Origin of the sequence: Cytobacillus gottheilii, from assembly GCF_900166665.1 — a bacterium.
In the GTDB taxonomy this organism is placed as follows: Bacteria; Bacillota; Bacilli; order Bacillales; family Cytobacillaceae; genus Cytobacillus; species Cytobacillus gottheilii_A.
In genome coordinates, this window is record NZ_LT800494.1 from 2,625,942 (window position 1) to 2,651,869 (window position 25,928).

A 25,928-nucleotide genomic window follows, 5' to 3' on the forward strand; every position below is an offset into this window, starting at 1 on the left:
CTTTGGGCGCTCGTATGTTCCCGGCATCTCGCTTTTTCCCGGCTGACGGGCACTTGGGATGCTCATATGTTCCCGCCATCTCGCTTTTTTCGGGCTGACGGGCACTTTGGGCGCTCGTATGTTCCCGCCATCTCGCTTTTTCCGAGCTGACGGGCACTTTGGGCTCTCGTATGTTCCCGCCATCTCTCTTTTTCCGGGCTCACGAGCACTTTGACCGCTCCTTTGTTCCCGCCACCACACTTTTTTCGAGCCCACGGGCACTTAGGACGCTCTTTTGTTCCCGCCACCACACTTTTTCCAAGCTGACAGGCACAAAATCACGCCATCTATTACACTCTCAACAACCCGCGAAATCCCCGCGCTGCATAGTAGGAGGATGCCCCGTTGTGATACAAAAACACTTGTCCAAAGCGGTAGTCACAAAATAAGGCTCCGCCAAGTGAACGAACCTCTTCTGGTGTCTGCACCCAGCTTGATGTTTTCTTGTCGAACTCTCCAAGTTTCTGCAGTGCGCGATACTCTTCCTCTGATAACAATTCAATTCCCATCTCAGCTGCCACATCAATGGCATTGTTTTCTGGCTTATTCGCTTTTCTTGACTCTAGTGCTTCACGATCATAACAATAGCTTCTGCGGCCTTTAGGGCTTTCTTCTGAGCAGTCATAGAAAATAAACTCGCCTCCTTGCTCGTCATATTCAACCACATCTGGTTCGCCGCCTGTTCTTTCCATTTCGTTCAGTGACCAGAGTTTCTCAGGCTGTGCTTCCAGTCTCGCTAGGACATCCTCCCATTTAAGATCTTGGTGACGATGCATATTGTTCTCAAACCGCGCTTTCAATGTTTGCAGTAGTTCTTCTCGTTGTTCATTTAACAGCTTTTTCATGTTCAATCTCCTTTTACTTGTTCGATTTCGTCTCATGTACTATGGGGGCAATCACATCAATTCGATTCGTCCAAATTCCGCCCCGGTAATCCTCTGGCACTCTTTCTAAATCAGCCTTTTGATCAAATCCTTCTGACCAATCTCCATTACCCGCTACTAAAATAACTCTCGTGTTGGCATCCTCCATCCGATTGATAAAAGTTTGAGGAAATCCCCACAGGTATGAAGCAAATTTTTCAGGGATATGAATTTGTGTGTTCTTGCATGCTTTAGGAACATAACCTGACCAGCCTAGCGCTTCGTATGATAGTAAACAGCTTTTCAATGTCTCTTTTGACATGGCACGCATTTCTGGGAGGGTTTCCTTTAAAGCCTCAACAGGTTCATTGCCTCCATATATGGTTAATTGTTGCAGCCGATCAGCTGTATACCTAGTTGTCAGGTATTCTGCTAATTTCTCTCCTTCAATTGGATCGTTGCTTTTAATATGAATTAAAAATTCCTTATCTGGAAAATGTGTCAGTACCTCTTGCAGTGTGGGCATTGGACCTAACTCCTTGCCTCGAAAAGGATATGATTTTCCATTGTCGGCTGTATAGCCATAGCCGATGTCAAGCTGTCTCAGTTCTTCCATTGTATGCTCTCTGATTTTCCCGCTGCCATCTGTTCTGCACTCCAGTGTCCAATCATGAAATACAGCAAACTCGCCATCTTTTGTAAGCTGAATATCCAATTCAACTACATCAGCTTCTGCTTTAAAGGCAGCCTCCATTGAAGGAATGGTATTTTCCAAGTACGGATGCTCCGGGCTGTAGATGATTTCTGCGGTACATATTTCTCCTGTAATTTCATCCATTGGAAAAGTCTGTGCTAAACCACGGTGAGCTAAAAGGAGGGGATCTCCCTTTCTCTCTTCTGCAAATAGAGAGCTATTGTTAAGATAAACAAAGAGAATAAGCAGGATACTAAATACAAGCAGACCCTTAAACCATTTTTTCATCATGATCTTCCTATCCGTTGAGCTTTTCTTCCTTAAAAATATTACACACATGCTGGTATCTGCTCAGCCAATCTTCCAGCCTATTAAACAGCTCCTGATCAATAGGCTGATGCAGCTGACTTTTATATTCTTTCATTGCACCTAGTATGGTGTGGGTGCCTTCAAACTTTCGCAAAATATGATTCATATTAGGAATAATATACCACTCAGAATCTCCTTTTACCATATTGGCAATCACTTCTGCATGCTCTGGCGGAACTTGGATATCCTTATCACCGGTAATGGCCAAAACAGGGCATGTGACTTCTTTTAAATAATCACAAACGTTATAAGAAAAAGTCTCTCTTAGCCATTTTGCATTCGTTCTTACTCCTTGAACCCGCATGACTGCCTTGTCAGACATAAGGATTTTATTGATGATTTTCTCATTTTGCTTTCTTGCCTTTTGTTCGGCACGAAGTAGTCTGAATAGCAGACCTTTAAAGCCTTTTGAGTGATTCATTTCTTTATAAGCCATTTCACTTTGTCTTGGAAGTAAGTCTTTAGATGGTTCCGCAGCTCCAGCCAGTAAAATAAGACCAGACACCGGCGACTTCTTATTTACAGCCGGGGCAATTAATGCTCCTTCGCTATGCCCAAATATAACTATTTTTTCTTTATCAACCTGTGGATGATTTTTCAGAAAGTCTACACATGCTGCTGCATCATCAATTAAGTCGTAAACGCCAGCCTCAAGATAGTCTCCACCACTCTTATACGTTCCTCTTTTATCATAATGAAGTGTGACAAAGCCTTTTGAATGAATAAAATCGGCTAAATCACTATAAATATTCATCTTAAAATTCTTAATATTCCCGTCGCGATCAGCCTTCCCCGTTCCCTGAATGATTAAGACGGCTGGGAATTGATTATCTGCTTTGCTTGGGATTTTTAAGGTGCCGCTTATTGGGTAAGCTCCTTGAATCGTAACCTCGCTGCTATTTGTCATCTTCCATTCTCCTTTTGTTTTCAGGAATAAAAATATTGGATACCAATCTTTTTGTTCTTTCAGGTGAAGGAGATTTTTGCAAATACGTTTGATACACTTCCCTCAAATCTCTTGTAAAATCTGCAAACTCCTCATCTGAAAGATGCATAGCAACTTGCCTGTATCCTACACCATCTCTCTGAAAATCGAGATCATCCTTCTGCAGGTATTCTTCAAAATTATGAGTAAGCTGTGCTTGAAAAATCATAAAATATTGAAGGTGGTCTTCTATTGTCAGTTCTTTTACATCATCATTTGTTATATTGGCATTTGCAATATTTAGAGAATAAACTTTTTCAATGGTCCCTCGAATTTGATTTTCCTCTGTAACCATTAAAACCTCTGATTTAACCAGTGCATCCAGCTGTCTGTATAAAGTTGCCTGTGGGATATCTTCTAATTCCTTCGTCAATTTCTTAACTGTTTTACCGTGCCCATCAAGAAACTTTTGTACAATTTTAAACCGAACCGGATGAAGGATAGCATCAATCTTGTTCAATTATGTTCAGCTCCTTTATTATCATTATATATAATATTATCAGTAATGATAATAAAAGGCAATAAGATGTTCATTTTAGCAAAAAAATGAGGCTGGGGTAAAACGAAATTGGTATTTCTAAAACACGAATATTCAATAATTTGCTTTGGGTATTTAAACAAGCCCGTTCCACCTGCGGGGAGCAAGCTGTGCCTCCTCGCCACTCCGTTCCTGCGGGGTCTCACCCTTTGCTCTTCAGCCCGGAGGAGTCGAGGGTCCTCCGCTCCATTTCACTCATGTTCATAAATATATTTTATAATCATAAATAAAAAAAACCGAGTGATTAGAAAGTTGACTTCCTAACCATTCGGTTCTATAGGCGTTGTTAAATACTTATGTCCTAGCATCTTTAGGTTATTCAATTTCTAGTATCTGACTCGGTAGAATATATGCCATGCATCTCTTCCAAATATCCTTCCCGAGCAATACACAATGTGTACGATTGTGCTCTAACCAATCTCTATGTTTCGACCAAACAGATCGTTATCATTTCAACCTATTATTTGGATAAAAATTCTTTCCAAACTTCGTCCTCAACCCCAAAATACCCTTCATGTGAACACGCAGCCAATATACACTGATCCTTCTGATAAAACATTAAATCCTCTGGCATATCCGGGCCGATCCAGCCAAAGAGAGATTGGCTGTATTCTTTTAAGAAGAGTTTTGTCGCACTGTTGTTCCGAAAATAATATACATATGCCTTGTTACCGTCAGTAAGTCTTGTTGTTTCCCATTTGGTTTGCACTTTTCTTTCTATTAAATGCACTTTAATATCTGAGATCAATTGATCCACATAAGCCAGATGCTCTGATTCAAACTCCATCCATTGCGTACTTTCAACAAACGCAAACCTATCTGAGTGTTTAAATAGAATATCTATTAATTGCTTATATGATTTGCCTTTAATATCTTTCATGATCATTACCATGATGTTGTCCCCTAATGAACCCTTAATGCCATAAAAGAGTCTGGATGCAATTCTTCACTTTCTAGTACAATAGCGGTTACGCCTAAATCTGTTTTCGTTTCATGCCATTCATCTTTTTCCCAAAAAACGGCGTCGCCTGCTTGAACTTTTATGTATTCTTCTTTCTCCCCTCTTACGAAACCTTCTCCTTTCATAATTAAAAGAAGCTGAGAGACAACTGCCTGATGATAGCCAATAACACCGTTCTTCTCCAGATGCATACAGCCCACATGAACAGGCTTTTCAGATTGAATGATTCGTGACATGATAAAATTTGAGTCGTATTTCGTTATTTGCTTCCCCACTTCTTTTCGAAAACTATAAATTTTCATTATGAACCTCCATCTTCACGAAATCTTGCCATTACATAGGAATTATAGTACTTCCCATCTGATAGCAGTCTGTCCTTTTTTATTAAGCCTTCGAATTCAAAGCCGAGGCTTTTGTATAGGTCTATGCCTCTCGTATTCGTTTCAAGAACACCGTATAATTCCAGTTTAGCTATATCGTTGTGATCGGCCCAAGCTATTGTTTGTTCCAGCAGATTTCTTCCTACACCATATCCCCAGTAATCCTTTAAAACACCTAACCCAAATTCAGCTTTATGGATAAATCTTTTTAAATCATTGCCGGCACATCTTGAATAAGCAATTAAATTGCCATCCGTTTCAGCAACTAGGAATAAACTTCTGGGATGATTTGTATCTGATTCTATGATTTTTTCAAAACCTGTTTGGTCAATAAAATCTTCTCCCTCTTCTCTGTCCATGTTTTCGGTTTCTCCGTCAATTTTTAGTCGTAACAAGGATAAATTCTTAGCATCACTGTGAACAGCTAATCTAATCTTAAAGGTTAGATCTTTCTTCGTTATGATCACTACAAGCTGCACTCCTTTTTTTATTTAGTTGAGTCATTCAAAAATATAAAAAAACTCCCCAAGCCAAAAACTAAACTCAGGAAGTAAATAAGTTACACAAACGGATTATAAAACCGGCTGCCATCATAAAAGGTCACAACCAGGCTGACAATCAGAATCAGGGTGAACACAATAAGTGTGAGGTAATCTCCAGTCTGAAAAGCACGGGCACTGTACCATGTTCGTTTGTTGTTTTTTCCGAAGCCGCGCAGCTCCATCGCGTTGCTGATGGTTTCGATTTTATCCAGACTCGAGAGGATGAGCGGGATGATAATCGATGCAGCGTTTTTTAGGCGCTTGAACAGCTTCTCATTTTTAGACATATCAATACCGCGGGCCTGCTGTGAGAGCGCAATGCTCTGATAATCGCGCTGTACATCCGGGATGTAGCGAAGTGCCAGGGCGACAGCATAGGAAATGCGGTAGCTGATCCCGATTTTGTTTAAGGACGCCGCAAATTCGCTTGGATTTGTCGTGACGATAAACAGCAAGGCAACAGGGATCACGGTGAAATATTTTAATGTGATATTAAATTGATAAAAGATCTGCTCCAATGTGAGATTATACCGGCCAAAAAAGTCTGCAATCACCGTACTGGTGACATAGATTTTGACACCCTCCTGCGGCGAGAACAAATAAATGGCGACATTATTAAGCAGTAAAAAGGCTAAAATAAACAGTAAAATAAAGGATATTTCTCTTAATTTAATTTTAGAAACTACGAAAATAGCAATTCCTAAAACGAATAAAAAGAGTAGAATGCGTGTGTCATAGGTTAGCATTGCCGCAAAAGACCAAAGGATAAAGCAGATCAGCTTCGTGACCCCCGTTAATCGGTGAATCGGTGTATTTCTTTCAATATAGGAAAGCATTTCTACTGCCATTGCTGTTTCGCCTCCCGATCAAAAGAAATAAACCTGCTGATAAAATCTAATGGATTTTTCACGCCAAGACGGTTTGCGAGTTCAAATAAGGACGTTTCCTTTAAGTTCGCATCCTGAATTAGGGCAGAATCTGTCAATACTTCAACAGCAGATGTATCGCCAATCTTTTTTCCGTCATTGATTACAATCGCTCTTGGTGTGTATTCAAGCATTAAATGCATATCATGTGTAATCATAATGATTGTCACACCATGCTGATTCAACTCTGATAAAAATTCCATGATCTCCGTATAATGGCGAAGATCCTGTCCAGCTGTTGGTTCATCTAAAATAATGATTTCCGGGTTCAGCACTAAAATGGAAGCAATCGTTACTCGTTTCCGCTGACCAAAGCTTAATGCGGAAATGGGCCAGTTTCGGAACGGGTAGAGTCCGCAAACCTTTAATGTTTTTTCGACTCTTTCTTTTATTTCAGCTTCTGCAACTCCACGGATCACGAGACCAAGTGCCACTTCATCATAAATCATATGCTTGGAAATCATATGGTTCGGATTCTGCATCACAAGGCCAATTCTTTCCGATCGCTGCTTGATGCTATCATTTGTAATATCTAAGCCATTCAACCGTATTTTGCCTTCATTTGGTTTTATAAAACCGCAGATCAACTTGGACAAAGTTGATTTTCCAGCACCATTACGGCCAACAATACTGACCATTTCTCCCTTTTCAATCGAAAGAGAGACATTTTCAATGGTTTTCCTGCCTGTACTATAAGCAAAAGAAATGTTCTCCAGCTCAAGAATCGTTTCCGATTTACTTGTAAAAGAGGCTGCTTCAAATTGATCATACCAGTTCAACATCTGATTTCGGCAGCTGTTCACATCAAATGTGCTGATATGTGCAGGTTTCATGTTTGCCGTCAGGTTACAGCCTGCATATTTGGCCGCTTTGACATAGAGAGGTTCACGGATACTGATATCTTCTAAAATATGGCTTGCCAATAAAGTATCAGGGTCCATGTCCGCGACAATGCGCCCATCCTCCATCACAATAATCCGATCCACATCGCGATGCAGTACATCCTCTAAGCGATGCTCTATGATCACGATCGTTTTATTCATTTCTTTATGAATGCGGTCAATCAGTTCAATGGCACTTTTTCCTGTTGCAGGATCCAAATTTGCGAGCGGTTCATCAAATAGGAGAATATCAACATCATCCACCATGACACCAGCCAACGAAACCCTTTGTTTTTGGCCGCCAGATAAATGATGAATAGAAGAGGATAAATGCTCCTCCATTTCAACCATTTTTGCTGTATCTCTGACAATAGAATGCATTTCATGTTGCTTTGTCAGGCTATTTTCCAGTGAAAAAGCGATATCCTCTCCAACGGTAAGGCCAATAAATTGACCATCTGGGTCCTGCAGAACGGTTCCGACCATTTTCGAGCGCGAAAAAAGATCCAGTGTGTTTGCATCTTGTCCCAATATCGTTAGTGTTCCTGCTGTATCTCCTTTATGCGAAAAAGGAATAAGTCCGTTCACACAATGGCCTATCGTGCTTTTGCCAGACCCGCTTCTTCCCACAATTAAAACCTTTTCACCCTCGTGAATGGATAGATTGATATTCTGTAATGTCGGTTCCACTTGACTATGATATTTAAAAGAATAGTCTTTGAACTCAATAACTGTTTTTTTCATTTTTTTCTCCTTGCTTGTAAGAAAAGTGCAGGCAGCAGTCTATGAAGCAATTAAACACTCTTCATGCTTTCTCTATTTGAAGTCATAAGAGCAATTGTATGCCGTAAACGCAGACAAACGCCGCCACCAAAATGGTGGCAACGCTGACACTCTGCAAGTATTCCCTATTTCTTGTGGGCAGCCAGCCATAAAGATTACATTTCTTTATGTAAGCTATTGCTTTGGCTGCGTGTTTTTCCATAAGCTACTAATAAGATTGTACCAATAATTCCAACTGTAATCATATTGGATATACCAGCAAATAAGCCTTGAAGGAATACTTTATTAGCCGGCTCAGCATAAATAAGGATATCGAGTAAAGGAGCAGCTAAGAACCAGCCAATTCCTTGAGCAATCACCTGAACGATGTTAAATGTAACAATTTCTTTTGTTCCAACCTTACCGGATTCTATTTGAATCTTTTTAGATGCCAGACCAATCAAAAGGCCAACAAGCGCTGAAACAACTACCCAGCTCCACCAAATAGATCCATATGAAATGGCGTCATTCAATGCATGCCCGATCAAGCCAATTAACGCACCAGCAATCGGTCCAAATACAATGGCCATTAGTGCTAAAAAGGCATATGACGTTTGAATCGTCGTGTTAGGCACCGGGGATGGAATGGCCGCAAATTTAGCTAGAATGATAAAAACAGCCGCTCCAATTCCGATCGCTACAATCGTTTTAATAGATAATTTCAAAAACTCCAACTCCCTTTTACTATTTTCTTTTTATAGGATTTAATTATATACAAGTTTCTGAACTTTTCGTATAGAAATTTTCCAATTTGGACCTGATTGTACATGATAGGCTTTTGCAAATGAGCCCTGATTCAAGGCAACACCAATTTTATCAAGCGAATTCACATAAAGAAGCGGTTCCCCTAAATGACTATCCGCAAAGGACCGTCCAAATGTCATGATGTTTTTATACACTTGTCTTGTGCCATTTTCAATCACAACTTCAAAAGAGTCGCCATATTCGATGCCTAATTCTTTAAACAGCACGCGATCGATATTAGACCAAAGATTTCCGAAGCGAATATCAAGAATATCAATATTTCCGCTCACAGAGCCATTTGAGATTACTGCTTCTTCTGCAGGTAATTCAATAACACTTGCTGGGTCTAATTCAGGTCCAACCTGTTCGTATGTTATAACGCCAGTTGCCAGTCTTGCTCCTGTGAAGGCATACACATCTCGGCCGTGGAATGTATAAGATTCCCCTGAACGCGGCAGTCTGTTTACCTTTTCATCAATCAATCTTGCTTCTTTTATGCCAATATGTTTCTTAATCTGAGTGAGTGTGCCGTTATCTGGTGTAACAATATAATGATTTAACTCTGTCTTCGCTACAATTGAACGGCGATCTGTTCCGACACCAGGGTCGACAACCGATACAAATACGGTGCCCTCTGGCCAATAAGAGATCGTTTGGTACAAACGATAGGCACCATCCCAAATATTGTATTGAGGTATATCATGAGTCAGATCAAAAATGCGCACCTTTGGATCAACAGATAAAGCAACACCATACATCGCACTTACCGCCCCATCGCTAATGCCAAAATCGGTTTGAATGACTAAATAATTATTCATGTTTTCTTCCTCCAATTGTTTTATAAAATAAAAAACCACGTCATTATCCCAAAATAGGATAAGGACGTGGTTCTAGATCACGTGGTACCACCTTACTTTACTGCGTATATGCAGCCTCATTCACGTACATGACAAATGTCGTTATACTGTGGTGTTTGTAACGAGCACCAAATCTCGCCGGAACCTAAACATGCGAATGCACTTTCAGCACGGAACTCAGAGGCCATTGTTCAGATCAGCACTTTTGCTTCTTTTCAGCTACCGAAGCTCTCTGTGTAAACTGCGTAATCTTACTTTTTCTCTTCATCGTTTGTGGAAATCATTTAATTATTCTAAATATTACTGATGATTATAAAATAGAAAAAAACGTTTGGCAAGTTGTTTTTTAACATTTACAAACTTTTAATCTTTTTATTCTGTATTTTCTAAGAAATTCTTCAGAAACCCTTCATTCCCTGTTTTCTCATAAAAATAATCAATTCCGTAATGAGAGGCAATACTCATCACAATCGTCCAGACAATAATACTGCCCGTCATCCAGAGTGTGATTTGTTTACGGGTCCCGCCATAACTCATGGCCAGGATCACACCAAGATGTGTCCCAATTAAAATAGGGGAAACAATCGTTAAGCCAGGCAAGCCATACTTTTTCCAGATGCGTGCCGCACGCTTCCCTTTCTTATCTGACCCCTCTTTCCCTTTCTTCTCCTTGTGCCGCTGCAGCCACACCTTCACATGATCAATCAGCAGAATCAAGAGCCAAATCGTAAGAATATTCCCAGCGAATGCAAATATGGTGACTGGTATTGCCGGCAAGCCAACCGCAATGCCCAGCGGAATAACACCAACAACTTCCATAAAAGGCGTTGCTCCTAGTAAAAAAATAACCAAATAGGCAACAAACAAATTCATTCGTATCCTCCCTTATTCTAGCCGGTAACTTGTTGTTCTTTATACTTACGAAATAGATGAGCGATCGTTTCAGATTTTTATCTTCAACAACATCGTTATCTCAAGTAAAAAAGCTAAAACCACTGCGGCTTCAGCTTTTTTGCAGTTATCTTATTTCGATTTTCGCTTTCTTAATTCTTTCTTTATAGCAGGAACCACTTGTTCTTTAATGGCTTTTTTCACTTTAGGATCATCGAGCAGCTTTTTTACTTTTTTAAGTACCATGTAATAAACCTCCTCTATCAATCATCTATTCCCGATTACGTGCTATTTCTAACATAACCCATTGAAAAATCTATATGTAATCATCAACAGCAGAATAGATTAAGACCATCTTTACCAAATATACCATTAAAAGAACAGCTAACCTAAATGACGGTAACCATCATATTTCCAAGATATCAGAAGATGTTCCATTCTTCTAAAAAAAAACCTTCTATCTAATCTAGTAGCCCAGCAATTCGTACAATTGCCCTGGTACTAACGTTGAATGTTGAGCGAAATCACTAATAGGCTTCCACACTAGTTTAAAGGGTGCCCCATTATCTTCAACTCCCATAAAAGAAGATTTTTTATAAAACGAAGGATCCGTAAATTCAGCTTCATAAACAAAGACAATTTCATGTCCCAGTTCGCCGTTATACCTAAATATATTTTCAAGCGTGCCTAAAAATTGGATGTTCGTAATCTCAGCACCAATTTCTTCATTTACCTCTCTTATTACAGCTTCCGCACTGGTTTCTCCGTACTCAATTCCGCCGCCAATCGGCCGATAATAGTTTTCACCCTTGAACTCGTCAAAACCTTCAGCCACTAATATTGAATGTGCCGTTCTGAAAACACAAATAGAAATTGCCCGGATTTGTCCTTTTTTCATCCTGTTCCTCAGCTTTCGTCTGCGCACCAATCAAACATTATTTTTTCTTTCTCATTTCTAAAAGTATAGGTGTTATATTTAATAGGATAGAAGCAATTGTCAAAAACCATAATGCCTTTTCCATACCAGGGACAACATCCATTAAAGCTGCCCAATCTTCAGCGAATACCCAATTTGATATGAGGCTATATTCTGCACAGAGTGTCAGTGCTGTAAATGATAGTCCCATTGCCATTGCTAGTTTATAGTCTTTTCCCTTTTTATACATATATAGATTTATGAAAGTTGCTGTGATGGCGATCAGTCCTAATATTACCCACATTATTATGCCTCCATGGTTCTGTTTCAGTTGATCTTCCGATAATCCTCACCGGTAAAATAGGATTAAATCCTTATACCGCTGCCGATCTCAAGCCTGCTTAGACGGTAGTTATTCATTGATTGTTCATCAGCTGCCAGCGTATTACTTCTCCGACTGCCCCTGATGATTATTCATCGTTAAATTTACCGATGCTGGTCAATTAAAATAGGATTCCCATCTGGGTCTTCCAATGTAATGAAAGCTGGACCTTCTGTTGATTCTTCAGCTTCTTTTATGATCTTTATTCCCTTTTCTTTCAATTCTTTTTGGAGTTCACGCACATCTGTAAAATGCTCGAGATTTTTAGCGTTGTCGTCCCAGCCAGGATTAAAAGTCAGAAGGTTTTTCTCAAACATTCCTTGGAAAAGCCCTATCACAGTATGTTCATTTTTCAAGATCAGCCAATTTTGAGTGATGTCCCCTCCTAAAGTTTTAAACCCCAGCGTTTCATAAAACTCCTTTGATACATGTATATCTTTAACATTCAAACTTACCGAAAATGCTCCTAGCTTCATCATAAAGTCTCCTCTCGTCTTTTTTATACTTTATTTTTTAAGAATCTCTTCCACTTTTAACACAAAACGATCAAACTTCTCTTCTGCCTCAGCTCTCCGTGTTGCCAAACAAATGAGAGGATAGTTTGGACATATTTTCTGCAAATGCTTTTCCTCAACCGGTAAATGACAGTCAATTCTTACCTCCCAAACCCCTTGCTCGTTCTTATAGGCAACCGCTTTATATTCACTATTCATATCTCGATTGAAATCAATATGCCAATGACGCCCAATCAGATGTTCTTCTATCTCTTTCGCATAATCACGATATACAGCAGTGATCCATACAAGCTCCATTTCCTGTGTTACGAGGTTGGCAGGAATAGGAGCATTACTCGGCAACTCTTCATAGTCATAAACGATACCCGCAAGAAAATAAGCTAAGTCCTTCTTAGCGTTTTGGATCGCTTCCTTTTTTGTCTTGCCAAGGCTTTTATAATGCTGCCATCCGGTTTCAGGATACAATGTTGGAAAATGGACGCCAAAACCTTCTTTATTTTTCTTAATAAATGCTGGGTAAACTGCGCTTTCAAATGCCATATGTACCACACCACTCTATTTTAATTAACAACAAAGCTGATTACTGTTTCCAGCCTAGAGGAACATTTACAAGTACATAATCCCCTGTCCACATTCTAGTAGAAGCAATTAGGCTTTCATTCTCCTTTTCAAAGAAAAACCCACTGCCCTCCTGCACCTGAAATTTCCATCCTTCCTTCTGAATCATATCCTTAACTTCTTTATAGGCTTTTCCTTGCTCCATTTTTGCTATAAACCAATCATAGTCCTGATCAGTGCCAATTTTAATCATATCTTTAGTCTGTAAAGAATTTAAGATTTCTTTCTTGCTCATCGCATCAATGGGCAGTGAAGGATAATAGAATTTACTATTTAAAGCAACTATGAGTAAAATGATTCCTATTGCGCCAGTGATCATTAGCCATTTATTCACGCGTTCTCCCCTTTTCCAACAACACAATACTATTTCTATAACTTGGGAATAAACTCCTGCTATTGAAGAACATACAGCTTGTTAGAAAAGTTTGTTGATTTTCTGAATCAACCTATTATTTCAGAATACAAACTGTTTCCAAAACCCCTTAAGTTGCACCAAGAAATTTTGTCTGCAATTCAGTTTCTATTAATGGAAATTCTACTGTATAAGCCTTTGCACCTACTCTAGAACTCACAATCTTCCTAAGGTCCTGTCCTATATAATGAAGTGCTACGCCATCATCAGCAGCAACTCCCGGTTTAATTTTGGCAGCTGAAATAAGCTGATGATAAGACGGTCTTCTTTCTGCTTCTCCATCATAATGCGGACAATTGCTTCCCTGTAAAAAACCGAGACATGTTAATGGTTCGAGTCCGTCTCCATAGGAGTCCGTAACACCTTCTTCAAACCATCAGATGGAGCCTGCACTAATTCCAGCTAAGATGATTCCTTGTTCCCAAGCTTCTTTCATCACAAGATCTAATCCCCATTCTTTCCATAAGGCCAATAAGTTTTTGGTATTCCCGCCGCCAACATAAATAATATCTTTTTCCAGTAAAAAACCTGCTAAATCCCTAGTGGGCGGTTTAAATAAGGAAAGATGAGAGGGTTCACAATTCATTTGTTCAAAAAACTGATAAAATCTTGAAGTATAACTGTCAGAGTCACCACTGGCTGTCGGTACAAAACAAATTTTAGGTTTCGATTTATTTGATTGATTCAATATGTAAGAATCTAAGAGTGGATGATTCGGTTCCATAGAGAACCCGCCGCCTCCAAGGGCGATGATTTGTTTCATTTATATCGTACCTCCAGTAGATTAATAATTTACATTGCTTTGCAATTAATGATGAGAGCTGCTGTGTCCATATTTTATAAATAACCTTCCCGTCTTCTTTTCCTTGTTCACTATGTATTTGAATGTTCACTTCATTAAAATCGGCCCAAGAAGGTAAATAATTTTCTAAAGATTTTACCAGCTTCTTTTCCGGTGTCACGCAGCCAACATTCATGTTATTCGCCAAGTAAGGTACCACATCAGAATACAAAGACTCGACCCATTCCTCGACTTCATACTCAGAATCAAAAATCATATGATCTTCTTTATAACCTCCACTTATCCCATTAGCATGCTGCATAGAAATACCTCCTTACCTTTTGAATCTAGAACATGCTAAATTTCATTTCTTTTTCCTTCTCGCCTTAATATAATATACTGGGCCAGCTACACAAATAAGCCCAATACCATTCATAATAAAATTACCTGCCTTGCCATATTGATCTACGGTTAGAGCAAATAAGAAACTGCCAAATAAAATAAGTATGACAGAAAAAAATACTCTCATTCTTCTCACCTTCTTTTCTACCTAAATATAAAAGTGGTTTTAAACAGCACAGAAAGTATTGATTCCTTAAATGAATGTAATACGATATCTATATATTCAAGTGAAAATATTGTTAAAAAATGTTCGTTGATCGTTTTGGTAATCACTCCATCGATAAAAAAATTTGCAAATGAAAGAGGCCAAATCATGGAAATTAGATGGAAAGTGGAAGATTTTATTTTTGATAGTCTAAGAGAAGCTGAAGTTTGGGCGCATTCGTTATCAAATGACTTAATGATTGAGGGAATAAATGGGTATCAAACACCTGACGAAAAAATTGCTTTTGCGTTAGCATTTTATCTTGCTAGTGTTCCTGAAAATATTGTTCATACTGATTATGATGGTCAAATTTATAAGGTGTGGTACAGTGTTATTTCCTAGGTTGATTTTACATTTTTCCTTAATTACTTATTTATTATGGACCTTAGCCAAATCAAGCTCTTATCAACAGACGTCTCAATATAACCAATTATCTGTTCAAGTGTGAATACGGTTAGAGGCATATCAAGTTCGTCTTTGTTATAATCCATGTCTCCAATAACATAAGGGATAAATTTCTCAATGTCGTTAACTCTTACCTCCTCAATTTCAATGATGGTTCCCCTCTTACTTAACGCCTCACTTAGATGTTCTTTAAGTCCGTAATAATCAATTAATTTCCCGTTCAGTAAACGAAAATCATGATGATATTGCTTAAATATGTTTTCATCTGCTTCCATTCTATTCTTTAGCCATGGCAGGTAAAAGCCTTTAAGCCAAAGATCATCAGCGATCAAGTGAGTATAGTAGCCTTGAATGAAGTTTGTGTCTTTATAAGAATGGTATTTATGTATAAAACCGTTATAGTCAATATAACGCGAATAATCATCAACCTTGCCTCTAAAAAAGTGAGACATATCTTTGGGAGCTACTGCATCAGCTGCAATGCCTCCTATCAGAAATGAGGTTTTATCACTTATAGCTAATTCATCCGCAATTCGATTCGCAATAATGACGTGCATGATTCTCGAACCCATATATTCTTCCCCCATTTAACCAAAGACCTCTCAGTCGTTATCATATTTACAGGTAAATTGCCCCGCCAAATTTAAGACTTTTAGAAAAAGATAGAAATAAAGATAAAAGCCATGACAACAACAAGAATCAGAATTCCTGCACCCTTCCACCCTAAGTCTCTAACTAATTCATGGAGATTCCCACTGTATGCACTGTTTATAGAATCGTTCATGATCCCAGTTGGATTGCGTTTCATTTCCTGCTGTCTTAACCGCTCTCTTTTTTGTTCCACCGTTTCTTCTTGGTCTTTCATCTCGACACACCTCACCATTCATTGTCTAAAAATCAGTTGTTTCATCTAATTTCCTGTTTCATTACCTCGTTTGAAGGATTCTAACTTGCTCAGACTGGAGATGAACTAAGTGATAGAGCGATAAGAAGACAACAATAAATAGGATGATCATAATTAAAGCGCCCTTCATATCTGTAGACCAAAGCCTAATAATTCTCTTTACTAAAAGTAAGAATATAACGATGGCACTTATAATGGAAAATAAATAGTAATCTACAGAGACACCTACCCAAAAAGCGATCAAGCAAAAAATAATCAAAAGTTCAAATAGAAGCTTACTAGGATTATTTTTCATTTCTATTTTTATCGTTTTCAGCTTTAGTAAAGTGATCGATAAAAAAATACCTATCATGGCAAAAAAGCTATCAACATACCATCACCACTTTCTAACTAATAAAGCCCATTCAATAGCAATCAACTCAATCATTCATATTATGAATCATCTGGAGACAACATACTTCCTTAAACAAATCAATAAATATCCGCTCACACCCTATATTTGCTAAATATTCAATTATCTTGATTATAACAAAAATATCCATAAGAAATAACCATAATTTGCATAAAAAGAGCTGCCAAAGAAATAACGGCAGCTGCAGCAATCATGAATCTTTTAGAATATGTTTCGTCGAAGTATAAGCTAAAAAAGAACGCTATCCTATCTCTACATTTCTCTTTTAAAGTAATAAACAGTCCCATTCACACCAGCAAGTTCCCATCCTTCTCTGCCCAGAGTATTAAGCTTCTCCGTTATGATATCTTCAAAGTTAGTACCGTTTCTTAATTGAATTTGAATATTTTCTACTCTGTATTCATACTGTTTCACCTTTCACCCTCCTCTGTTATGCCATCATAATTTTGTTCATATTTGGTTAGATACTTTAATTAACTCATAAACGATTATCCACTTACTCTACTATCTAACAACTCTTTGCAAAGTTTAGAACAAATACCCTGTTTACGAAATCTAGTCAACATCTCACTGAGATCGATATTTATTCCGTTTTCTTTAAGCGTTTCTTCCAATTTCTTATATGTTAAATCCGGTTCTATTATTGCTTTTTTATTAGGAAAGTTGATCTGAAAGGATTTATTGATTTCATCCTTCCTACTGCTGATTACTTTAACTGCAGATGTAAATGTTAACACTGTTTCTATAAAGTCAATTTCAGCATTTGATAAATCGTTGGTTTTTAACCAATTTTCTACAGTTTGACACATAATACCACCCACTTTTTAAAAATAAGCAACCGGCTTGTAAAGGGTAAAACCATTGGAATTTTGACCAAAAATTAGGAACCTATTTATGGCAAGGTTCCCTGGCATAATGACTTATTTTTCAATCTTTAAAATGGTTCTCTGTAATGGAACTCCACCCATACTTACATTTCTCTCAATGAGCAGATAATTTTTCCCGTCTATATTGAAGCGGCCATTTCCTTTGTAAGCGACTTCTTTCCCTTCACTTTCAAGTTTGTTTTTAATGGCTTCTACATATTCTTTTTTATTGAAATAACGTTCATCAAAATCAATTGTTATATTGCCTTTTTTGTAACCCATTAACCAGTTAAAAAAGAAAAGAAATCCGATGCCAAAAAGGATATAGAGAATGATTGTAAATTCCATTTAAATCCCTCCTTACACGGCACATACGAATAAAGTTAAAAAAGGTTTCAAAATTTTTCATTAATATTCACCTTAATTTAGCATCTGTTATTATGGGCAGCAGTTGTCTAAATAGCATATCCTATGGTACTTTTGGAATAAGAAGGATATTTTTTTAGAATATTGCGCATGTTTTTACATGTAAGAAGATAAGGCGGTGTTTAGTTGAATAATTATAAATTAAGAATCATCTATATCATTCCAAATGTGTTTTGTTACCTCATGGTGATTGGCTTCTCCTTCTTTGTTTTTAGGAATGCAAAAGGATTAGAGGAGCTTGGCAGACTATCTATCTGGGTGATTATGCTGTTACTGCTCTTTTTCGTCTCTATATATGGAAGCTATCGAATTTGGTCTTGGATTAAGGAAGGAAAAATATAAAGCCCTGGAATGTGATCGTAAAGTTTGTTGTTTTTGACTAAATACATAGGAAAATATTAGGAAGCGGACATTGAATGAAAATAGATTCAAGTTTAAACGGATATTTAATAGGGTCGACAATAATCTTATTATATTCTTTCATAGGACACTTGTTTAATATCGATATTTTAAAAGTTATGACCATCCGAAAAGATGAATTTAGCATTAGTATCGCAGGTGTTGTTATTTGCATCATCACAATGGTTTTACTAGTTTATATTGTTCGGAAATTTAAAAGTACTAGGTAGTATCTCTTTTGTATATAACTTTAAGAAGTCAAAGGATTGCAGTTTGCGCTTTTGTGCATGTAAAATAAATGCAGCTCATAGGTCCTTCGCAGTGATTTTAAGAACTTCTTCATATTAACAATGAGATCCTAAAATGTACTTTACCTTCAAAAATATATGATGGTAAAATAATATAATATTCTGACTATAAAAGGAGGAAAAAGGTTTGAATATAAAGTATATGTTCATATTTACTGCTGTTTTTGTATTATATTTTATCATTTCAAGAACAATTTTAAGCTATTTAATCGCACCTACTATGATTGTTAACATTATTTTATCGATTGCACTTATTATTATTTTATTAGTTTTAACAAAAATCACCGTTGATAAAATAGTTTAATATATTTAATAACAAAAGAATTTAGAAAAGCTAGTAAATCTTTGCCAGATTAATTGTATGAAAGAATTAAAAAGTATTCCACCACGAAAATCCCCTGTTATTGAAATCCAGGGAGCTTCTCCTTGAGCACTGTCATAGGAACCAACACACGTCAAAGAAATTCATCGATCAAGGTGCTTCTGTTTTTTGTCACCAAAGATGTTCCATATCCATAACACTGTCCAAAAAATAAGAACAACTATTATTGATATCCTTTATAAGGGTTCGGTAAAATATAAAAAACTATTAGCATCGCTATAAAAAATGGCGGCATTAAAATCCAATAACGTTTCCTCTTATTCAAATGATCACTTCCTTCATACATATAATTTTTTTCAGGTTCATAAGGAAAACCTAGCAGATTTCGAACAAAGAGATTTAGTTTAAGAATGGATGTCTTTATTTTGTTGCTGGATCTTGTCTTCTAAGTTCGAAATTCGTTTATTTAATTTGTAAATCACCGGTAAAAACATTATCACCACAGTACCTAGCCCTGCAATAAACATAAAAAGATAGCTTTCCATAAGATCTCTCCTTTTTGAATTAGTGTTCTTCGCACAATTCTTTATTCCACTCTGTTTGTTACAAATAAACTAATGTAATCTACCTCATTCCAGTTAGAACTAATAAAACACCCATTCGTTTTATAGGTTCATTTAAAAAACTTTAAAACTTGTCTAAGTATTCCATTATCAAAGCATAGATCACAATGCTGAGCGGTGTCACATTTACAAGTAAAGAGACGATTCTTTTTGCTAAGTTTTCTTTGCTGAACATGGAAACGATACTTAAAGGGATACCAAATACTGAAAAAAGAAAGATGAGTACTCCAATTATTTTTATGATCGATTTAATGCCATCATTTAAGGGGATGAGTGAAGAAAATAGGGAAACTGGGATAAAAACAATCGCAGCTAATGCTATATAGAATGAAATTTGTGTTATTATATTGAGATTTTCTCTCTGCAAAATTCTCACCTCTTGTTATAGAGTTTAGACTTCATTTTATGACTCCCTCTTTCCTTTCCGTGATGTGTCAGTACATAGTTAAATCCATTATCCAGTTTAGAGCTGGCTCCTGTCATCTAAATTTTCTCGTCACTTTACTTTTATAGCCAATTAGGATTATTAAAATGCTGGATCATTCTTGAATTAATAATACCTTCACAGATTTTTATGCTAAAGTAAAAGGACAAACCGCGGAATCTAGGAGAGTGATAACATATGAACAAATTAATTCCAGTTGTGTTTATTTTATCATTAATTCTTATGCTTACAGGGTGTAAGTCAACTGAAGAAAAAAAAGCAGAAGGTTTAATCAAGGATTATTATCAGTCAATGATAGATGGCAATTATGAGAAGGCTTTCGAGCAATTACACTTGTTCCAATATGATGTAAAAACGAATGATTATAAATTAGATGACGGTATCACATCTTCTGCTGAAGAAGCAAAAGAGTTCTATTTAAAGAAAGTAGAGATCTCGCAAGAAAAAGGTTATACATTAACAAACTTTGAGATTGGTGAAGTCGAATATGAAGATGGCCATTCATTCTGGCATCATATAAAGCTTCAAACAGAGCATAATGGCCAGGAATTTGAATGGAATGAAACAGCATCAATTTATAATGGGAGATTATTGATTGGCGGAGATGACCCATTTCAGATTTACCGTGACGGCAGAATGAACTTTGATATTGAAGGTTTTTAATTAAAAGGAGAAAATAAAATGCCTGTAATTGAGCATCAGCAATTTATTAAAGCACCAGTTGAAGTTTGTTTCGACCTTGCAAGAAATGTAGATATTCATACTCAAACGACTTCTAAAACTAGGGAAAGAGCTGTTAGTGGAGTGACAGAAGGATTTTTAGAACAAGGCGATACGGTTACCTGGGAAGCCACTCATTTTGGGATTAAACAAAGATTGACAGCCAAAGTGACAGTAATGGAGAAACCACATAAATTTGTTGATGTTATGGTGACGGGAGCTTTCCATTCCTTCGTTCATACCCATCAGTTTATTGAAGAAGCTGGCGGAACCATGATGATTGATAAATTTCAATATAAATCACCATTCGGTCCAATTGGTGTTGTAGCCGACAAGTTATTTTTGGAGAAATATATGACGGCATTCATAGCTTCTCGTGCAAAGGCATTGAAAAAGATTGCTGAGAATATGGAATAACCTTCCTAAAATATTCAAGATCAGCTCTGTTAATCGAGTAGTTTTTCTCTTTTAGACTATAAGGATAGTTTTTTGGAACAAGGGAATGACAGACAAGAAGTTGAATATAGTTAACAATAGACAAAGGAGGAATTAATAATGGTTTTGGTATGGAGTTTTGTAGGAATGTTTGTTGTTGCACTACTCTTATTTGGATATCTCTTAGATAAAAAAACCAACCGTTATAAACGAATCAGTGATAAGAATGCTAAAGAAGGCCAAGAATTAATGAAGGATGAAGCACAAAAGCACAACCCACCTAATTCGAACCATACAAATTGGTGGTAATGAAGATTAAATGAAATACAACATTGGCTTAGCAAGTATTCGGTTCTTACATTATTGGGTGCTGCGGTCAATGACTACGAAAGGGAACGATACAAACGGAACTGATACCTTCTATGTTAGGGTAAAATGAAAGGTGTGACTGTCATTAAAAATGAAACAGTTTCTGCTAAAATAACTGGGACACTTTACTGGAAAGTATCATTCCCTTTTTATAGTAATTAATAGACTCAGATGATAAGACATTCTGATAAGACTGTTCTGATTTTTTAAGGTGGAGGTGATTATGAAAGAGCCAACATATACACTTTAATGAATAATGTTTATCTGGCTCTTTTGAGATGTTGGAGTTATTGAGCTAATGCACCCTATAGTTTAAGTGTATTTGTTCACAAATATATCTGCTTTTTTAATAATTTATGTAACAACCTATATTCAAATAAAAAATAACGTTACTTCTTTATGAAGTAACGCTCCTTTAAGTTTGACTAAATCTACAATCCCTTCATATATCACCAGCCATTAATCATAGTGCAATATTAAGTTATTACTATACTTACTTTAAAAAACTATAATCTCCCTTAATTTTAATCAACTATTTTCTTCTTTGACCATACTACTACCGGTATCAATATTAAAGATAATACTCCACCAATAAAAGATAATGTTGTATAACTCGAACCAGCAACGACCATACCTGAAAGAGCTCCTCCAGAAGCACCTGCTAGGGCAATTAAAACATCTACTGTACCTTGAGTTTTAGCTCTAGTTGAGGTTTCTGTGGAATCTACAATTAATGCAGTACCACTGATTAAGCCAAAGTTCCATCCTAATCCTAGTAAGGAAAGAGCAACTGTTAAAAGAAACATCGATTCACCTGGAGCTAGTGCCCCTATTAAGCCTGCAAGGAGTAACGTTACTCCTGAAGCTATTGCCATTGGAATGCGGCCAATTTTATCCACTAGAATGCCTGTAAATAATGAAGGAAAATACATAAACCCTATATGAAAGCCTATCACAAGGCCAATTTGTCCAAGATCATGGCCATGATGCCCCATATGTATAGGTGTCATTGTCATGATGGCAACCATTACAATCTGTGTAAGAACCATAATAGTTGCACCAACCATAATACCTTTCCTATTTTCTGCTTGTTCCTCAACTATATTGTCAGTTTGCTTACCCTGTTCCAAGTTAACAGTTATTGATTTTGCTATAATTAATGGATCTGGCCGAAGTAAAATGAAAAATACAAGACCTGCCAGTATATAAGCCGCAGCAGATAATATAAAAGGACCTGATAGAGAGGGAAGTGAGATAGAAACTGCAAAATCACCCATTATATTAACTAAGTTAGGTCCAGCCACCGCTCCAAATGTTGTGAAGACCATAGAAAAACTAACGGCCGTTGCTCGTTGTTTCGTGTTAGCTAAGTCTGTACCTGCATATCGTGCTTGTAAGTTAGTTGCTGTGCCAGCACCGTAGATTAGTAAGGAAGCAAATAATAAGATTATACTATTTAATGATGATGCTATTATTACACCGATTGCTCCAATTCCACCAATCGTAAAACCAGCAGTAAGGCCGATTCGTCTTCCATGCCTTTGAGAAAGTCTTTCTACCAATAAAGCAGCTCCTGCAGAACCAAGAGTAAATAAAGCAGAAGGAAGTCCAGAAAAGGCATCGGTACCAAGCATTTGTTGTGCGATCAGAGCACCAACCGTTATACCTGCAGCTAATCCTGCTCCTCCAAAAATTTGTGAGATACTAACAATTAATAATGTACGCTTATATAATCTTTTTCTCGTTTCCTGTGAATTTATATCAGTTTTTAGCTGATATGTCTCATCAGACATTATTGCACCTTCATTCCATATTATTTAGTTTCAGCAAACTGATTCCATTCATTTACATCTTTATCTAATCGAAAAGCATTGTATCCATGAGAATTTAATAGCTGTACTGCTTCCACAGCCATAAGGCAATAGCAACCACGGCAATAAGCAACTACCTCACAGTTTTTTGGTAATGATGCCAGTTTTTCATTTAATTCTTCAATAGGGATAGAAACTGCTCCGGGAATATGAGATTCATTAAATTCTTCTTTTGGTCTTACATCAATAAGGATTGCTTCCCCGCTTTCCATCTTTTCTTTAAGTTCTTCTAATGAAACGCCATTAACATCCAAGTTACTATTCATGAATTCTTGCTTTATTTTTTGTACCTCTACTAACTGATTTTCAGAAAGTGTACGTAATGAATTTAAAAATTCTGTTACACCTACATCAACCAGTTCATAAATAACGTAATTCCCTTTCTTCTTAGACTTCACTAACTTTGAATTAGATAATGTTTGTAAATGTTGTGAAACATTTGCCACACTCATAGTTGTAGCTTTCGTTAATGCTTCAACAGTCTTAGGACCTTGAGATAAAAGATCTAACAGTTCAATTCGTTTTGGACTAGAAATGCTTTTCCCGATTCTTGCGAACTCTTGATACAACAAATCCTTTAGATTTCTCTCATTGTACATATTTATTCTCCTTTCCATTTAACTATTCAAGAGTTTTATTGAATAGTTAAATGTTAATGCAATTTAGTGCTTATGACAATAATAAATTTATTTATTATCCATCGACATAAACACAAAAAACCTGCAAACTACTGCAGGTTTCAAGTATAAATCTTAAAGCTATCAAAATCTTTGTGAATAAGTGTACTTAAATTAAACTGCCGCCCCGTTCCTACCATAAGCACAGTTTCACTTATTACAGGAATGCTACCCCTATAGTGAAATAACTTCAACGCAAAAGGTCACTTCTCCTTAATTCAATACGAAACTTATTTTTTAGTGTCTTTATTAAGACCTTTTTCTAAAAGTTTAATAATTACTTCATTCTGTTTAGTGGTTTTATGTAAATCCTTTGATATTATTGGTAAATAGTACATTATGAAGACACCAACGGCTAAAAAAAAATAGAACAAAAACTAATTGCAAATCGACTCATCTCCTCAAAATAATCTTATAAGTAATCTTAACATTATTTATTCAACAAACCTGTCCCGTTTGTTCCATAAGAAAAGCCGCCTTATTTGGCAGCTGATCTGAAACATAAGCACCCGTTATGCTTTTTATTGTTGGTATGAACAGGATATTAAGTTTTTCATATTATTTAGGTAGATTTAGTTGCCACGAAACTCCAAAACGGTCATTTAGCCAGCCAAATTTCTTACTGAATCCATAATCTCCTAGTGGCATAAGTGCTTGTCCACCTTCGTTCAGCTTCTCATAAACATTGTCAAGTTCTTCTTCGGTATTACAAGTAACAAATATTGAGAACGAAGGTGTGAAGGAAAACTGATGTTTTACATTACTGTCAATGCACATAAATTCTTGACCTTTTAAAGTGAAAGTAGCCTGCATGACAGTTCCTTCATCCCCACTTTCATTTGCACCATATCGAACAATATTTGTAATTGCTGAATCCTCAATCAAAGATGTGTAAAAATTCATGGCTTCTTCTGCTTTGCCATCTTGAAACATTAAAAATGGTATGACCTTTTCCATTATATATCTACTCCTTTTAGGATATTTTCTAAATAATAGTTCAACTTGTGTTAAAAATCCATTCTTTATCTAAACTGCCCTTATAGCATCATAAGAAAACGGCTTCCCTTTATTTAAGGAAAGCACCCATTAGTATGATAAGACTTTCTCTAAATGTTCAAAATAAGAACAACATTGAATGGAGGTTTCATATGAAAAAAAACCTTGTAATATTAATCGCCTTCCTGACTCTTTTCTCATATTCTCCTATCCAAGCCGAAACCGCAACTAAAAATGAGATACAGTTGCGTGATGATATCATCCTCAGTTTGTTATTTCTACCCATCGACAAAGCACTCGAAAAACATTTTGGCAAACGGAAACAGTTTTATTGTCAACGGATTCTCCAAATCAAAATGGTGGAACCATACGAAACCTACCGTTACTTTAATGTCACTGTGCAGTTAACCACATTTGAAGGTGCTCACGATTTCCCATATGATTTAGTTACTATCACTTTTAGTAATAAATATAGTATGGGATGGCGGAAGATGGATATTAAAAGCATAAGGATAAATCAGAACGAAGTAACTAAGTGCATACATCCTTTATAAAAGGAGGTCTTTTGCTGTTGAACGTTGGGGACCAGTTAGTCAAAGTCAAATGTTACTACATCATCTGTTCTATGTGCGTTCCCCTTGTCCTATTACAATACTATATGAAATATTAAGTTTATCCCAAACCCAAGCCTGAAAAACCCTATCAATTTCTATTTTTAGTGCTTCATCATTCAAATCCCCATCAATACCTAATTCTTTAAGAGTAAATGTTTCTGTAGCCTCAGTACCATCATATTTTGTACTGCTGAATGAAAAAGTAACTGTCTTACCCATCGGATTATCACCTATTTTTCTCCTGAATAAATTCACCTTTAATTACAGTTTACAGTATTCCTTCTTATTGCACTAACTTCACTGTTAGTCACATAAGAAAAGCTGCCTGGTTTGGCAGCTGGATTTTAAACATAAACATACGCCTACTAGAATTAGAGCGATTTTAGGTTTTTTCATATACCGTTTCAAATTAA

36 protein-coding genes, 1 pseudogene and 1 other annotated feature are annotated in these 25,928 nt (G+C 36.8%); of the genes and pseudogenes, 6 read left to right on the top strand and 31 right to left on the bottom strand.

From position 1 onward, the window contains the following. Window positions 1–329: 329 nt before the first annotated feature. From B7E07_RS12895 to B7E07_RS23345, 20 genes and pseudogenes are all read right to left on the bottom strand, one after another. Window positions 330–920, bottom strand: a complete 591-nt coding sequence (locus B7E07_RS12895; RefSeq protein WP_080846242.1) for a DUF4256 domain-containing protein — start codon at window positions 918–920, stop codon at window positions 330–332. Continuing rightward, the gene (locus tag B7E07_RS12900) at window positions 898–1,887 is read right to left on the bottom strand and encodes a glycerophosphodiester phosphodiesterase family protein (protein ID WP_080846243.1); all 990 of its coding nucleotides are present in this window, start codon (window positions 1,885–1,887) and stop codon (window positions 898–900) included. Before B7E07_RS12900 ends, B7E07_RS12895 begins: the two co-directional genes overlap by 23 nt. 7 nt (window positions 1,888–1,894) lie before the next feature. After that, window positions 1,895–2,872 (bottom strand): alpha/beta hydrolase, encoded by a 978-nt coding sequence (locus tag B7E07_RS12905; RefSeq protein WP_080846244.1) that lies wholly within the window; start codon window positions 2,870–2,872, stop codon window positions 1,895–1,897. After that, window positions 2,862–3,410, bottom strand: a complete 549-nt coding sequence (locus B7E07_RS12910; protein WP_080846245.1) for a helix-turn-helix domain-containing protein — start codon at window positions 3,408–3,410, stop codon at window positions 2,862–2,864. The genes B7E07_RS12905 and B7E07_RS12910 overlap by 11 nt, the downstream gene beginning before the upstream one ends. Before the next feature lie 538 nt (window positions 3,411–3,948). Then, complete coding sequence (locus B7E07_RS12920; RefSeq protein WP_080846247.1) at window positions 3,949–4,380, bottom strand: stage III sporulation protein AH; 432 nt, start codon at window positions 4,378–4,380, stop codon at window positions 3,949–3,951. Between the two features lie 11 nt (window positions 4,381–4,391). Further along, a complete protein-coding gene (locus B7E07_RS12925; RefSeq protein ID WP_080846248.1) occupies window positions 4,392–4,751 on the bottom strand; it encodes a cupin domain-containing protein in 360 nt (119 codons plus the stop codon). Next, complete coding sequence (locus tag B7E07_RS12930; protein WP_080846249.1) at window positions 4,751–5,296, bottom strand: GNAT family N-acetyltransferase; 546 nt, start codon at window positions 5,294–5,296, stop codon at window positions 4,751–4,753. The genes B7E07_RS12925 and B7E07_RS12930 overlap by 1 nt, the downstream gene beginning before the upstream one ends. A 92-nt stretch (window positions 5,297–5,388) precedes the next feature. After that, window positions 5,389–6,219 carry an energy-coupling factor transporter transmembrane component T family protein gene (locus tag B7E07_RS12935; protein ID WP_080846250.1) on the bottom strand — a complete coding sequence of 277 codons (831 nt, stop codon included), beginning with the start codon at window positions 6,217–6,219 and terminating at the stop codon, window positions 5,389–5,391. Beyond that, the gene (locus B7E07_RS12940) at window positions 6,210–7,922 is read right to left on the bottom strand and encodes an ABC transporter ATP-binding protein (RefSeq protein WP_080846251.1); all 1,713 of its coding nucleotides are present in this window, start codon (window positions 7,920–7,922) and stop codon (window positions 6,210–6,212) included. Before B7E07_RS12940 ends, B7E07_RS12935 begins: the two co-directional genes overlap by 10 nt. A 194-nt stretch (window positions 7,923–8,116) precedes the next feature. Continuing rightward, on the bottom strand, window positions 8,117–8,665 hold the full coding sequence (locus B7E07_RS12945) for an ECF-type riboflavin transporter substrate-binding protein (protein ID WP_373886054.1): 549 nt from the start codon (window positions 8,663–8,665) through the stop codon (window positions 8,117–8,119). Window positions 8,666–8,704: 39 nt separating this feature from the next. Continuing rightward, on the bottom strand, window positions 8,705–9,562 hold the full coding sequence (locus B7E07_RS12950) for an SAM hydrolase/SAM-dependent halogenase family protein (RefSeq protein WP_080846253.1): 858 nt from the start codon (window positions 9,560–9,562) through the stop codon (window positions 8,705–8,707). 57 nt (window positions 9,563–9,619) lie between these two features. Then, window positions 9,620–9,878 (bottom strand) — a binding site (T-box leader). A gap of 95 nt (window positions 9,879–9,973) precedes the next feature. Then, on the bottom strand, window positions 9,974–10,474 hold the full coding sequence (locus tag B7E07_RS12955; protein WP_080846254.1) for a small multi-drug export protein: 501 nt from the start codon (window positions 10,472–10,474) through the stop codon (window positions 9,974–9,976). A 484-nt stretch (window positions 10,475–10,958) separates the two neighbouring features. Further along, window positions 10,959–11,390, bottom strand: coding sequence for an NUDIX hydrolase (locus B7E07_RS12960; RefSeq protein WP_080846255.1), 432 nt, complete (start codon window positions 11,388–11,390; stop codon window positions 10,959–10,961). Window positions 11,391–11,427: 37 nt separating this feature from the next. Next, window positions 11,428–11,712 (bottom strand): hypothetical protein, encoded by a 285-nt coding sequence (locus B7E07_RS12965; RefSeq protein ID WP_080846256.1) that lies wholly within the window; start codon window positions 11,710–11,712, stop codon window positions 11,428–11,430. A gap of 182 nt (window positions 11,713–11,894) precedes the next feature. Then, complete coding sequence (locus tag B7E07_RS12970) at window positions 11,895–12,266, bottom strand: VOC family protein (protein WP_080846257.1); 372 nt, start codon at window positions 12,264–12,266, stop codon at window positions 11,895–11,897. Between the two features lie 30 nt (window positions 12,267–12,296). Continuing rightward, a complete protein-coding gene (locus B7E07_RS12975; protein ID WP_080846258.1) occupies window positions 12,297–12,845 on the bottom strand; it encodes a hypothetical protein in 549 nt (182 codons plus the stop codon). A 40-nt stretch (window positions 12,846–12,885) separates the two neighbouring features. Continuing rightward, on the bottom strand, window positions 12,886–13,257 hold the full coding sequence (locus tag B7E07_RS12980; protein ID WP_080846259.1) for a hypothetical protein: 372 nt from the start codon (window positions 13,255–13,257) through the stop codon (window positions 12,886–12,888). Between the two features lie 148 nt (window positions 13,258–13,405). Beyond that, window positions 13,406–14,098 (bottom strand): annotated as a pseudogene (locus tag B7E07_RS12985) (Type 1 glutamine amidotransferase-like domain-containing protein). Then, window positions 14,007–14,438, bottom strand: coding sequence for a hypothetical protein (locus B7E07_RS12990; RefSeq protein ID WP_080846260.1), 432 nt, complete (start codon window positions 14,436–14,438; stop codon window positions 14,007–14,009). Before B7E07_RS12990 ends, B7E07_RS12985 begins: the two are co-directional and overlap by 92 nt. Before the next feature lie 42 nt (window positions 14,439–14,480). Then, complete coding sequence (locus B7E07_RS23345; RefSeq protein WP_139785633.1) at window positions 14,481–14,645, bottom strand: serine kinase; 165 nt, start codon at window positions 14,643–14,645, stop codon at window positions 14,481–14,483. 192 nt (window positions 14,646–14,837) lie between these two features. Here B7E07_RS23345 and B7E07_RS12995 point away from each other — a divergent pair, with 192 nt between their 5' ends. After that, complete coding sequence (locus B7E07_RS12995; RefSeq protein WP_080849189.1) at window positions 14,838–15,065, top strand: hypothetical protein; 228 nt, start codon at window positions 14,838–14,840, stop codon at window positions 15,063–15,065. Window positions 15,066–15,088: 23 nt separating this feature from the next. On the opposite strand, the gene B7E07_RS13000 is transcribed toward B7E07_RS12995, so the two are convergent. The 6 genes from B7E07_RS13000 to B7E07_RS13020 all read right to left on the bottom strand — a co-directional run bounded on the left by B7E07_RS13000 (window position 15,089) and on the right by B7E07_RS13020 (window position 17,658). Beyond that, window positions 15,089–15,700, bottom strand: a complete 612-nt coding sequence (locus B7E07_RS13000) for a hydrolase (protein ID WP_080846261.1) — start codon at window positions 15,698–15,700, stop codon at window positions 15,089–15,091. A gap of 80 nt (window positions 15,701–15,780) precedes the next feature. After that, a complete protein-coding gene (locus tag B7E07_RS13005; RefSeq protein ID WP_080846262.1) occupies window positions 15,781–15,993 on the bottom strand; it encodes a DUF6366 family protein in 213 nt (70 codons plus the stop codon). Window positions 15,994–16,054: 61 nt separating this feature from the next. Continuing rightward, entirely contained in the window at window positions 16,055–16,384 is a 330-nt protein-coding gene (locus B7E07_RS23925) for a hypothetical protein (RefSeq protein WP_080846263.1), read from the bottom strand. Between the two features lie 312 nt (window positions 16,385–16,696). Next, complete coding sequence (locus B7E07_RS23780; RefSeq protein WP_176215201.1) at window positions 16,697–16,858, bottom strand: hypothetical protein; 162 nt, start codon at window positions 16,856–16,858, stop codon at window positions 16,697–16,699. A gap of 74 nt (window positions 16,859–16,932) precedes the next feature. Next, window positions 16,933–17,265, bottom strand: coding sequence for a hypothetical protein (locus B7E07_RS13015; protein WP_218970423.1), 333 nt, complete (start codon window positions 17,263–17,265; stop codon window positions 16,933–16,935). Window positions 17,266–17,364: 99 nt separating this feature from the next. Continuing rightward, window positions 17,365–17,658: a hypothetical protein gene (locus tag B7E07_RS13020; protein WP_080846265.1), complete on the bottom strand. Its 294-nt coding sequence runs from the start codon at window positions 17,656–17,658 to the stop codon at window positions 17,365–17,367. Between the two features lie 204 nt (window positions 17,659–17,862). On the opposite strand from B7E07_RS13020, the gene B7E07_RS13025 reads away from it, so the two are divergent. Beyond that, window positions 17,863–18,078, top strand: coding sequence for a hypothetical protein (locus B7E07_RS13025; RefSeq protein WP_080846266.1), 216 nt, complete (start codon window positions 17,863–17,865; stop codon window positions 18,076–18,078). Window positions 18,079–19,452: 1,374 nt separating this feature from the next. On the opposite strand, the gene B7E07_RS13035 is transcribed toward B7E07_RS13025, so the two are convergent. Further along, on the bottom strand, window positions 19,453–19,764 hold the full coding sequence (locus B7E07_RS13035) for a 2-acyl-glycerophospho-ethanolamine acyltransferase (protein ID WP_257391449.1): 312 nt from the start codon (window positions 19,762–19,764) through the stop codon (window positions 19,453–19,455). Between the two features lie 246 nt (window positions 19,765–20,010). On the opposite strand from B7E07_RS13035, the gene B7E07_RS13040 reads away from it, so the two are divergent. From B7E07_RS13040 to B7E07_RS13050, 3 genes are all read left to right on the top strand, one after another. Then, window positions 20,011–20,496: an outer membrane protein assembly factor BamD gene (locus B7E07_RS13040; RefSeq protein WP_080846269.1), complete on the top strand. Its 486-nt coding sequence runs from the start codon at window positions 20,011–20,013 to the stop codon at window positions 20,494–20,496. A gap of 18 nt (window positions 20,497–20,514) precedes the next feature. Then, window positions 20,515–20,970 carry an SRPBCC family protein gene (locus B7E07_RS13045; RefSeq protein ID WP_080846270.1) on the top strand — a complete coding sequence of 152 codons (456 nt, stop codon included), beginning with the start codon at window positions 20,515–20,517 and terminating at the stop codon, window positions 20,968–20,970. Window positions 20,971–21,108: 138 nt separating this feature from the next. Next, complete coding sequence (locus B7E07_RS13050) at window positions 21,109–21,297, top strand: hypothetical protein (RefSeq protein ID WP_080846271.1); 189 nt, start codon at window positions 21,109–21,111, stop codon at window positions 21,295–21,297. Between the two features lie 584 nt (window positions 21,298–21,881). Here the strand turns inward: B7E07_RS13050 and B7E07_RS13055 are convergent. From B7E07_RS13055 to B7E07_RS13065, 3 genes are all read right to left on the bottom strand, one after another. After that, a complete protein-coding gene (locus tag B7E07_RS13055) occupies window positions 21,882–23,150 on the bottom strand; it encodes an MFS transporter (RefSeq protein ID WP_080846272.1) in 1,269 nt (422 codons plus the stop codon). 20 nt (window positions 23,151–23,170) lie between these two features. Continuing rightward, a complete protein-coding gene (locus B7E07_RS13060; RefSeq protein ID WP_080846273.1) occupies window positions 23,171–23,827 on the bottom strand; it encodes an ArsR/SmtB family transcription factor in 657 nt (218 codons plus the stop codon). 636 nt (window positions 23,828–24,463) lie between these two features. After that, window positions 24,464–24,862, bottom strand: coding sequence for a VOC family protein (locus B7E07_RS13065; protein ID WP_080846274.1), 399 nt, complete (start codon window positions 24,860–24,862; stop codon window positions 24,464–24,466). A 191-nt stretch (window positions 24,863–25,053) separates the two neighbouring features. Here B7E07_RS13065 and B7E07_RS13070 point away from each other — a divergent pair, with 191 nt between their 5' ends. Next, window positions 25,054–25,455: a DUF3888 domain-containing protein gene (locus B7E07_RS13070; protein WP_176215202.1), complete on the top strand. Its 402-nt coding sequence runs from the start codon at window positions 25,054–25,056 to the stop codon at window positions 25,453–25,455. Window positions 25,456–25,524: 69 nt separating this feature from the next. Here B7E07_RS13070 and B7E07_RS13075 read toward each other — a convergent pair whose 3' ends face one another. Then, complete coding sequence (locus B7E07_RS13075) at window positions 25,525–25,734, bottom strand: hypothetical protein (RefSeq protein ID WP_080846276.1); 210 nt, start codon at window positions 25,732–25,734, stop codon at window positions 25,525–25,527. Window positions 25,735–25,928: the final 194 nt, after the last annotated feature.

Excerpts from the sequence above, each read along its gene's own strand:
- B7E07_RS12895 (WP_080846242.1), bottom strand. The coding sequence starts at position 920 with ATGAGACGAAATCGAACAAGTAAAAGGAGATTGAACATGAAAAAGCTG.
- B7E07_RS12900 (WP_080846243.1), bottom strand. The coding sequence starts at position 1,887 with ATGATGAAAAAATGGTTTAAGGGTCTGCTTGTATTTAGTATCCTGCTT.
- B7E07_RS12905 (WP_080846244.1), bottom strand. The coding sequence starts at position 2,872 with ATGACAAATAGCAGCGAGGTTACGATTCAAGGAGCTTACCCAATAAGC.
- B7E07_RS12920 (WP_080846247.1), bottom strand. The coding sequence starts at position 4,380 with ATGGTAATGATCATGAAAGATATTAAAGGCAAATCATATAAGCAATTA.
- B7E07_RS12925 (WP_080846248.1), bottom strand. The coding sequence starts at position 4,751 with ATGAAAATTTATAGTTTTCGAAAAGAAGTGGGGAAGCAAATAACGAAA.
- B7E07_RS12935 (WP_080846250.1), bottom strand. The coding sequence starts at position 6,219 with ATGGCAGTAGAAATGCTTTCCTATATTGAAAGAAATACACCGATTCAC.
- B7E07_RS12940 (WP_080846251.1), bottom strand. The coding sequence starts at position 7,922 with ATGAAAAAAACAGTTATTGAGTTCAAAGACTATTCTTTTAAATATCAT.
- B7E07_RS12950 (WP_080846253.1), bottom strand. The coding sequence starts at position 9,562 with ATGAATAATTATTTAGTCATTCAAACCGATTTTGGCATTAGCGATGGG.
- B7E07_RS12955 (WP_080846254.1), bottom strand. The coding sequence starts at position 10,474 with ATGAATTTGTTTGTTGCCTATTTGGTTATTTTTTTACTAGGAGCAACG.
- B7E07_RS12960 (WP_080846255.1), bottom strand. The coding sequence starts at position 11,390 with ATGAAAAAAGGACAAATCCGGGCAATTTCTATTTGTGTTTTCAGAACG.
- B7E07_RS12965 (WP_080846256.1), bottom strand. The coding sequence starts at position 11,712 with ATGTGGGTAATATTAGGACTGATCGCCATCACAGCAACTTTCATAAAT.
- B7E07_RS12970 (WP_080846257.1), bottom strand. The coding sequence starts at position 12,266 with ATGAAGCTAGGAGCATTTTCGGTAAGTTTGAATGTTAAAGATATACAT.
- B7E07_RS12975 (WP_080846258.1), bottom strand. The coding sequence starts at position 12,845 with ATGGCATTTGAAAGCGCAGTTTACCCAGCATTTATTAAGAAAAATAAA.
- B7E07_RS12990 (WP_080846260.1), bottom strand. The coding sequence starts at position 14,438 with ATGCAGCATGCTAATGGGATAAGTGGAGGTTATAAAGAAGATCATATG.
- B7E07_RS23345 (WP_139785633.1), bottom strand. The coding sequence starts at position 14,645 with ATGAGAGTATTTTTTTCTGTCATACTTATTTTATTTGGCAGTTTCTTA.
- B7E07_RS13000 (WP_080846261.1), bottom strand. The coding sequence starts at position 15,700 with ATGGGTTCGAGAATCATGCACGTCATTATTGCGAATCGAATTGCGGAT.
- B7E07_RS13005 (WP_080846262.1), bottom strand. The coding sequence starts at position 15,993 with ATGAAAGACCAAGAAGAAACGGTGGAACAAAAAAGAGAGCGGTTAAGA.
- B7E07_RS23925 (WP_080846263.1), bottom strand. The coding sequence starts at position 16,384 with ATGATAGGTATTTTTTTATCGATCACTTTACTAAAGCTGAAAACGATA.
- B7E07_RS13020 (WP_080846265.1), bottom strand. The coding sequence starts at position 17,658 with ATGGAATTTACAATCATTCTCTATATCCTTTTTGGCATCGGATTTCTT.
- B7E07_RS13040 (WP_080846269.1), top strand. The coding sequence starts at position 20,011 with ATGAACAAATTAATTCCAGTTGTGTTTATTTTATCATTAATTCTTATG.
- B7E07_RS13045 (WP_080846270.1), top strand. The coding sequence starts at position 20,515 with ATGCCTGTAATTGAGCATCAGCAATTTATTAAAGCACCAGTTGAAGTT.
- B7E07_RS13050 (WP_080846271.1), top strand. The coding sequence starts at position 21,109 with ATGGTTTTGGTATGGAGTTTTGTAGGAATGTTTGTTGTTGCACTACTC.
- B7E07_RS13055 (WP_080846272.1), bottom strand. The coding sequence starts at position 23,150 with ATGTCTGATGAGACATATCAGCTAAAAACTGATATAAATTCACAGGAA.
- B7E07_RS13060 (WP_080846273.1), bottom strand. The coding sequence starts at position 23,827 with ATGTACAATGAGAGAAATCTAAAGGATTTGTTGTATCAAGAGTTCGCA.
- B7E07_RS13065 (WP_080846274.1), bottom strand. The coding sequence starts at position 24,862 with ATGGAAAAGGTCATACCATTTTTAATGTTTCAAGATGGCAAAGCAGAA.
- B7E07_RS13070 (WP_176215202.1), top strand. The coding sequence starts at position 25,054 with ATGAAAAAAAACCTTGTAATATTAATCGCCTTCCTGACTCTTTTCTCA.
- B7E07_RS13075 (WP_080846276.1), bottom strand. The coding sequence starts at position 25,734 with ATGGGTAAGACAGTTACTTTTTCATTCAGCAGTACAAAATATGATGGT.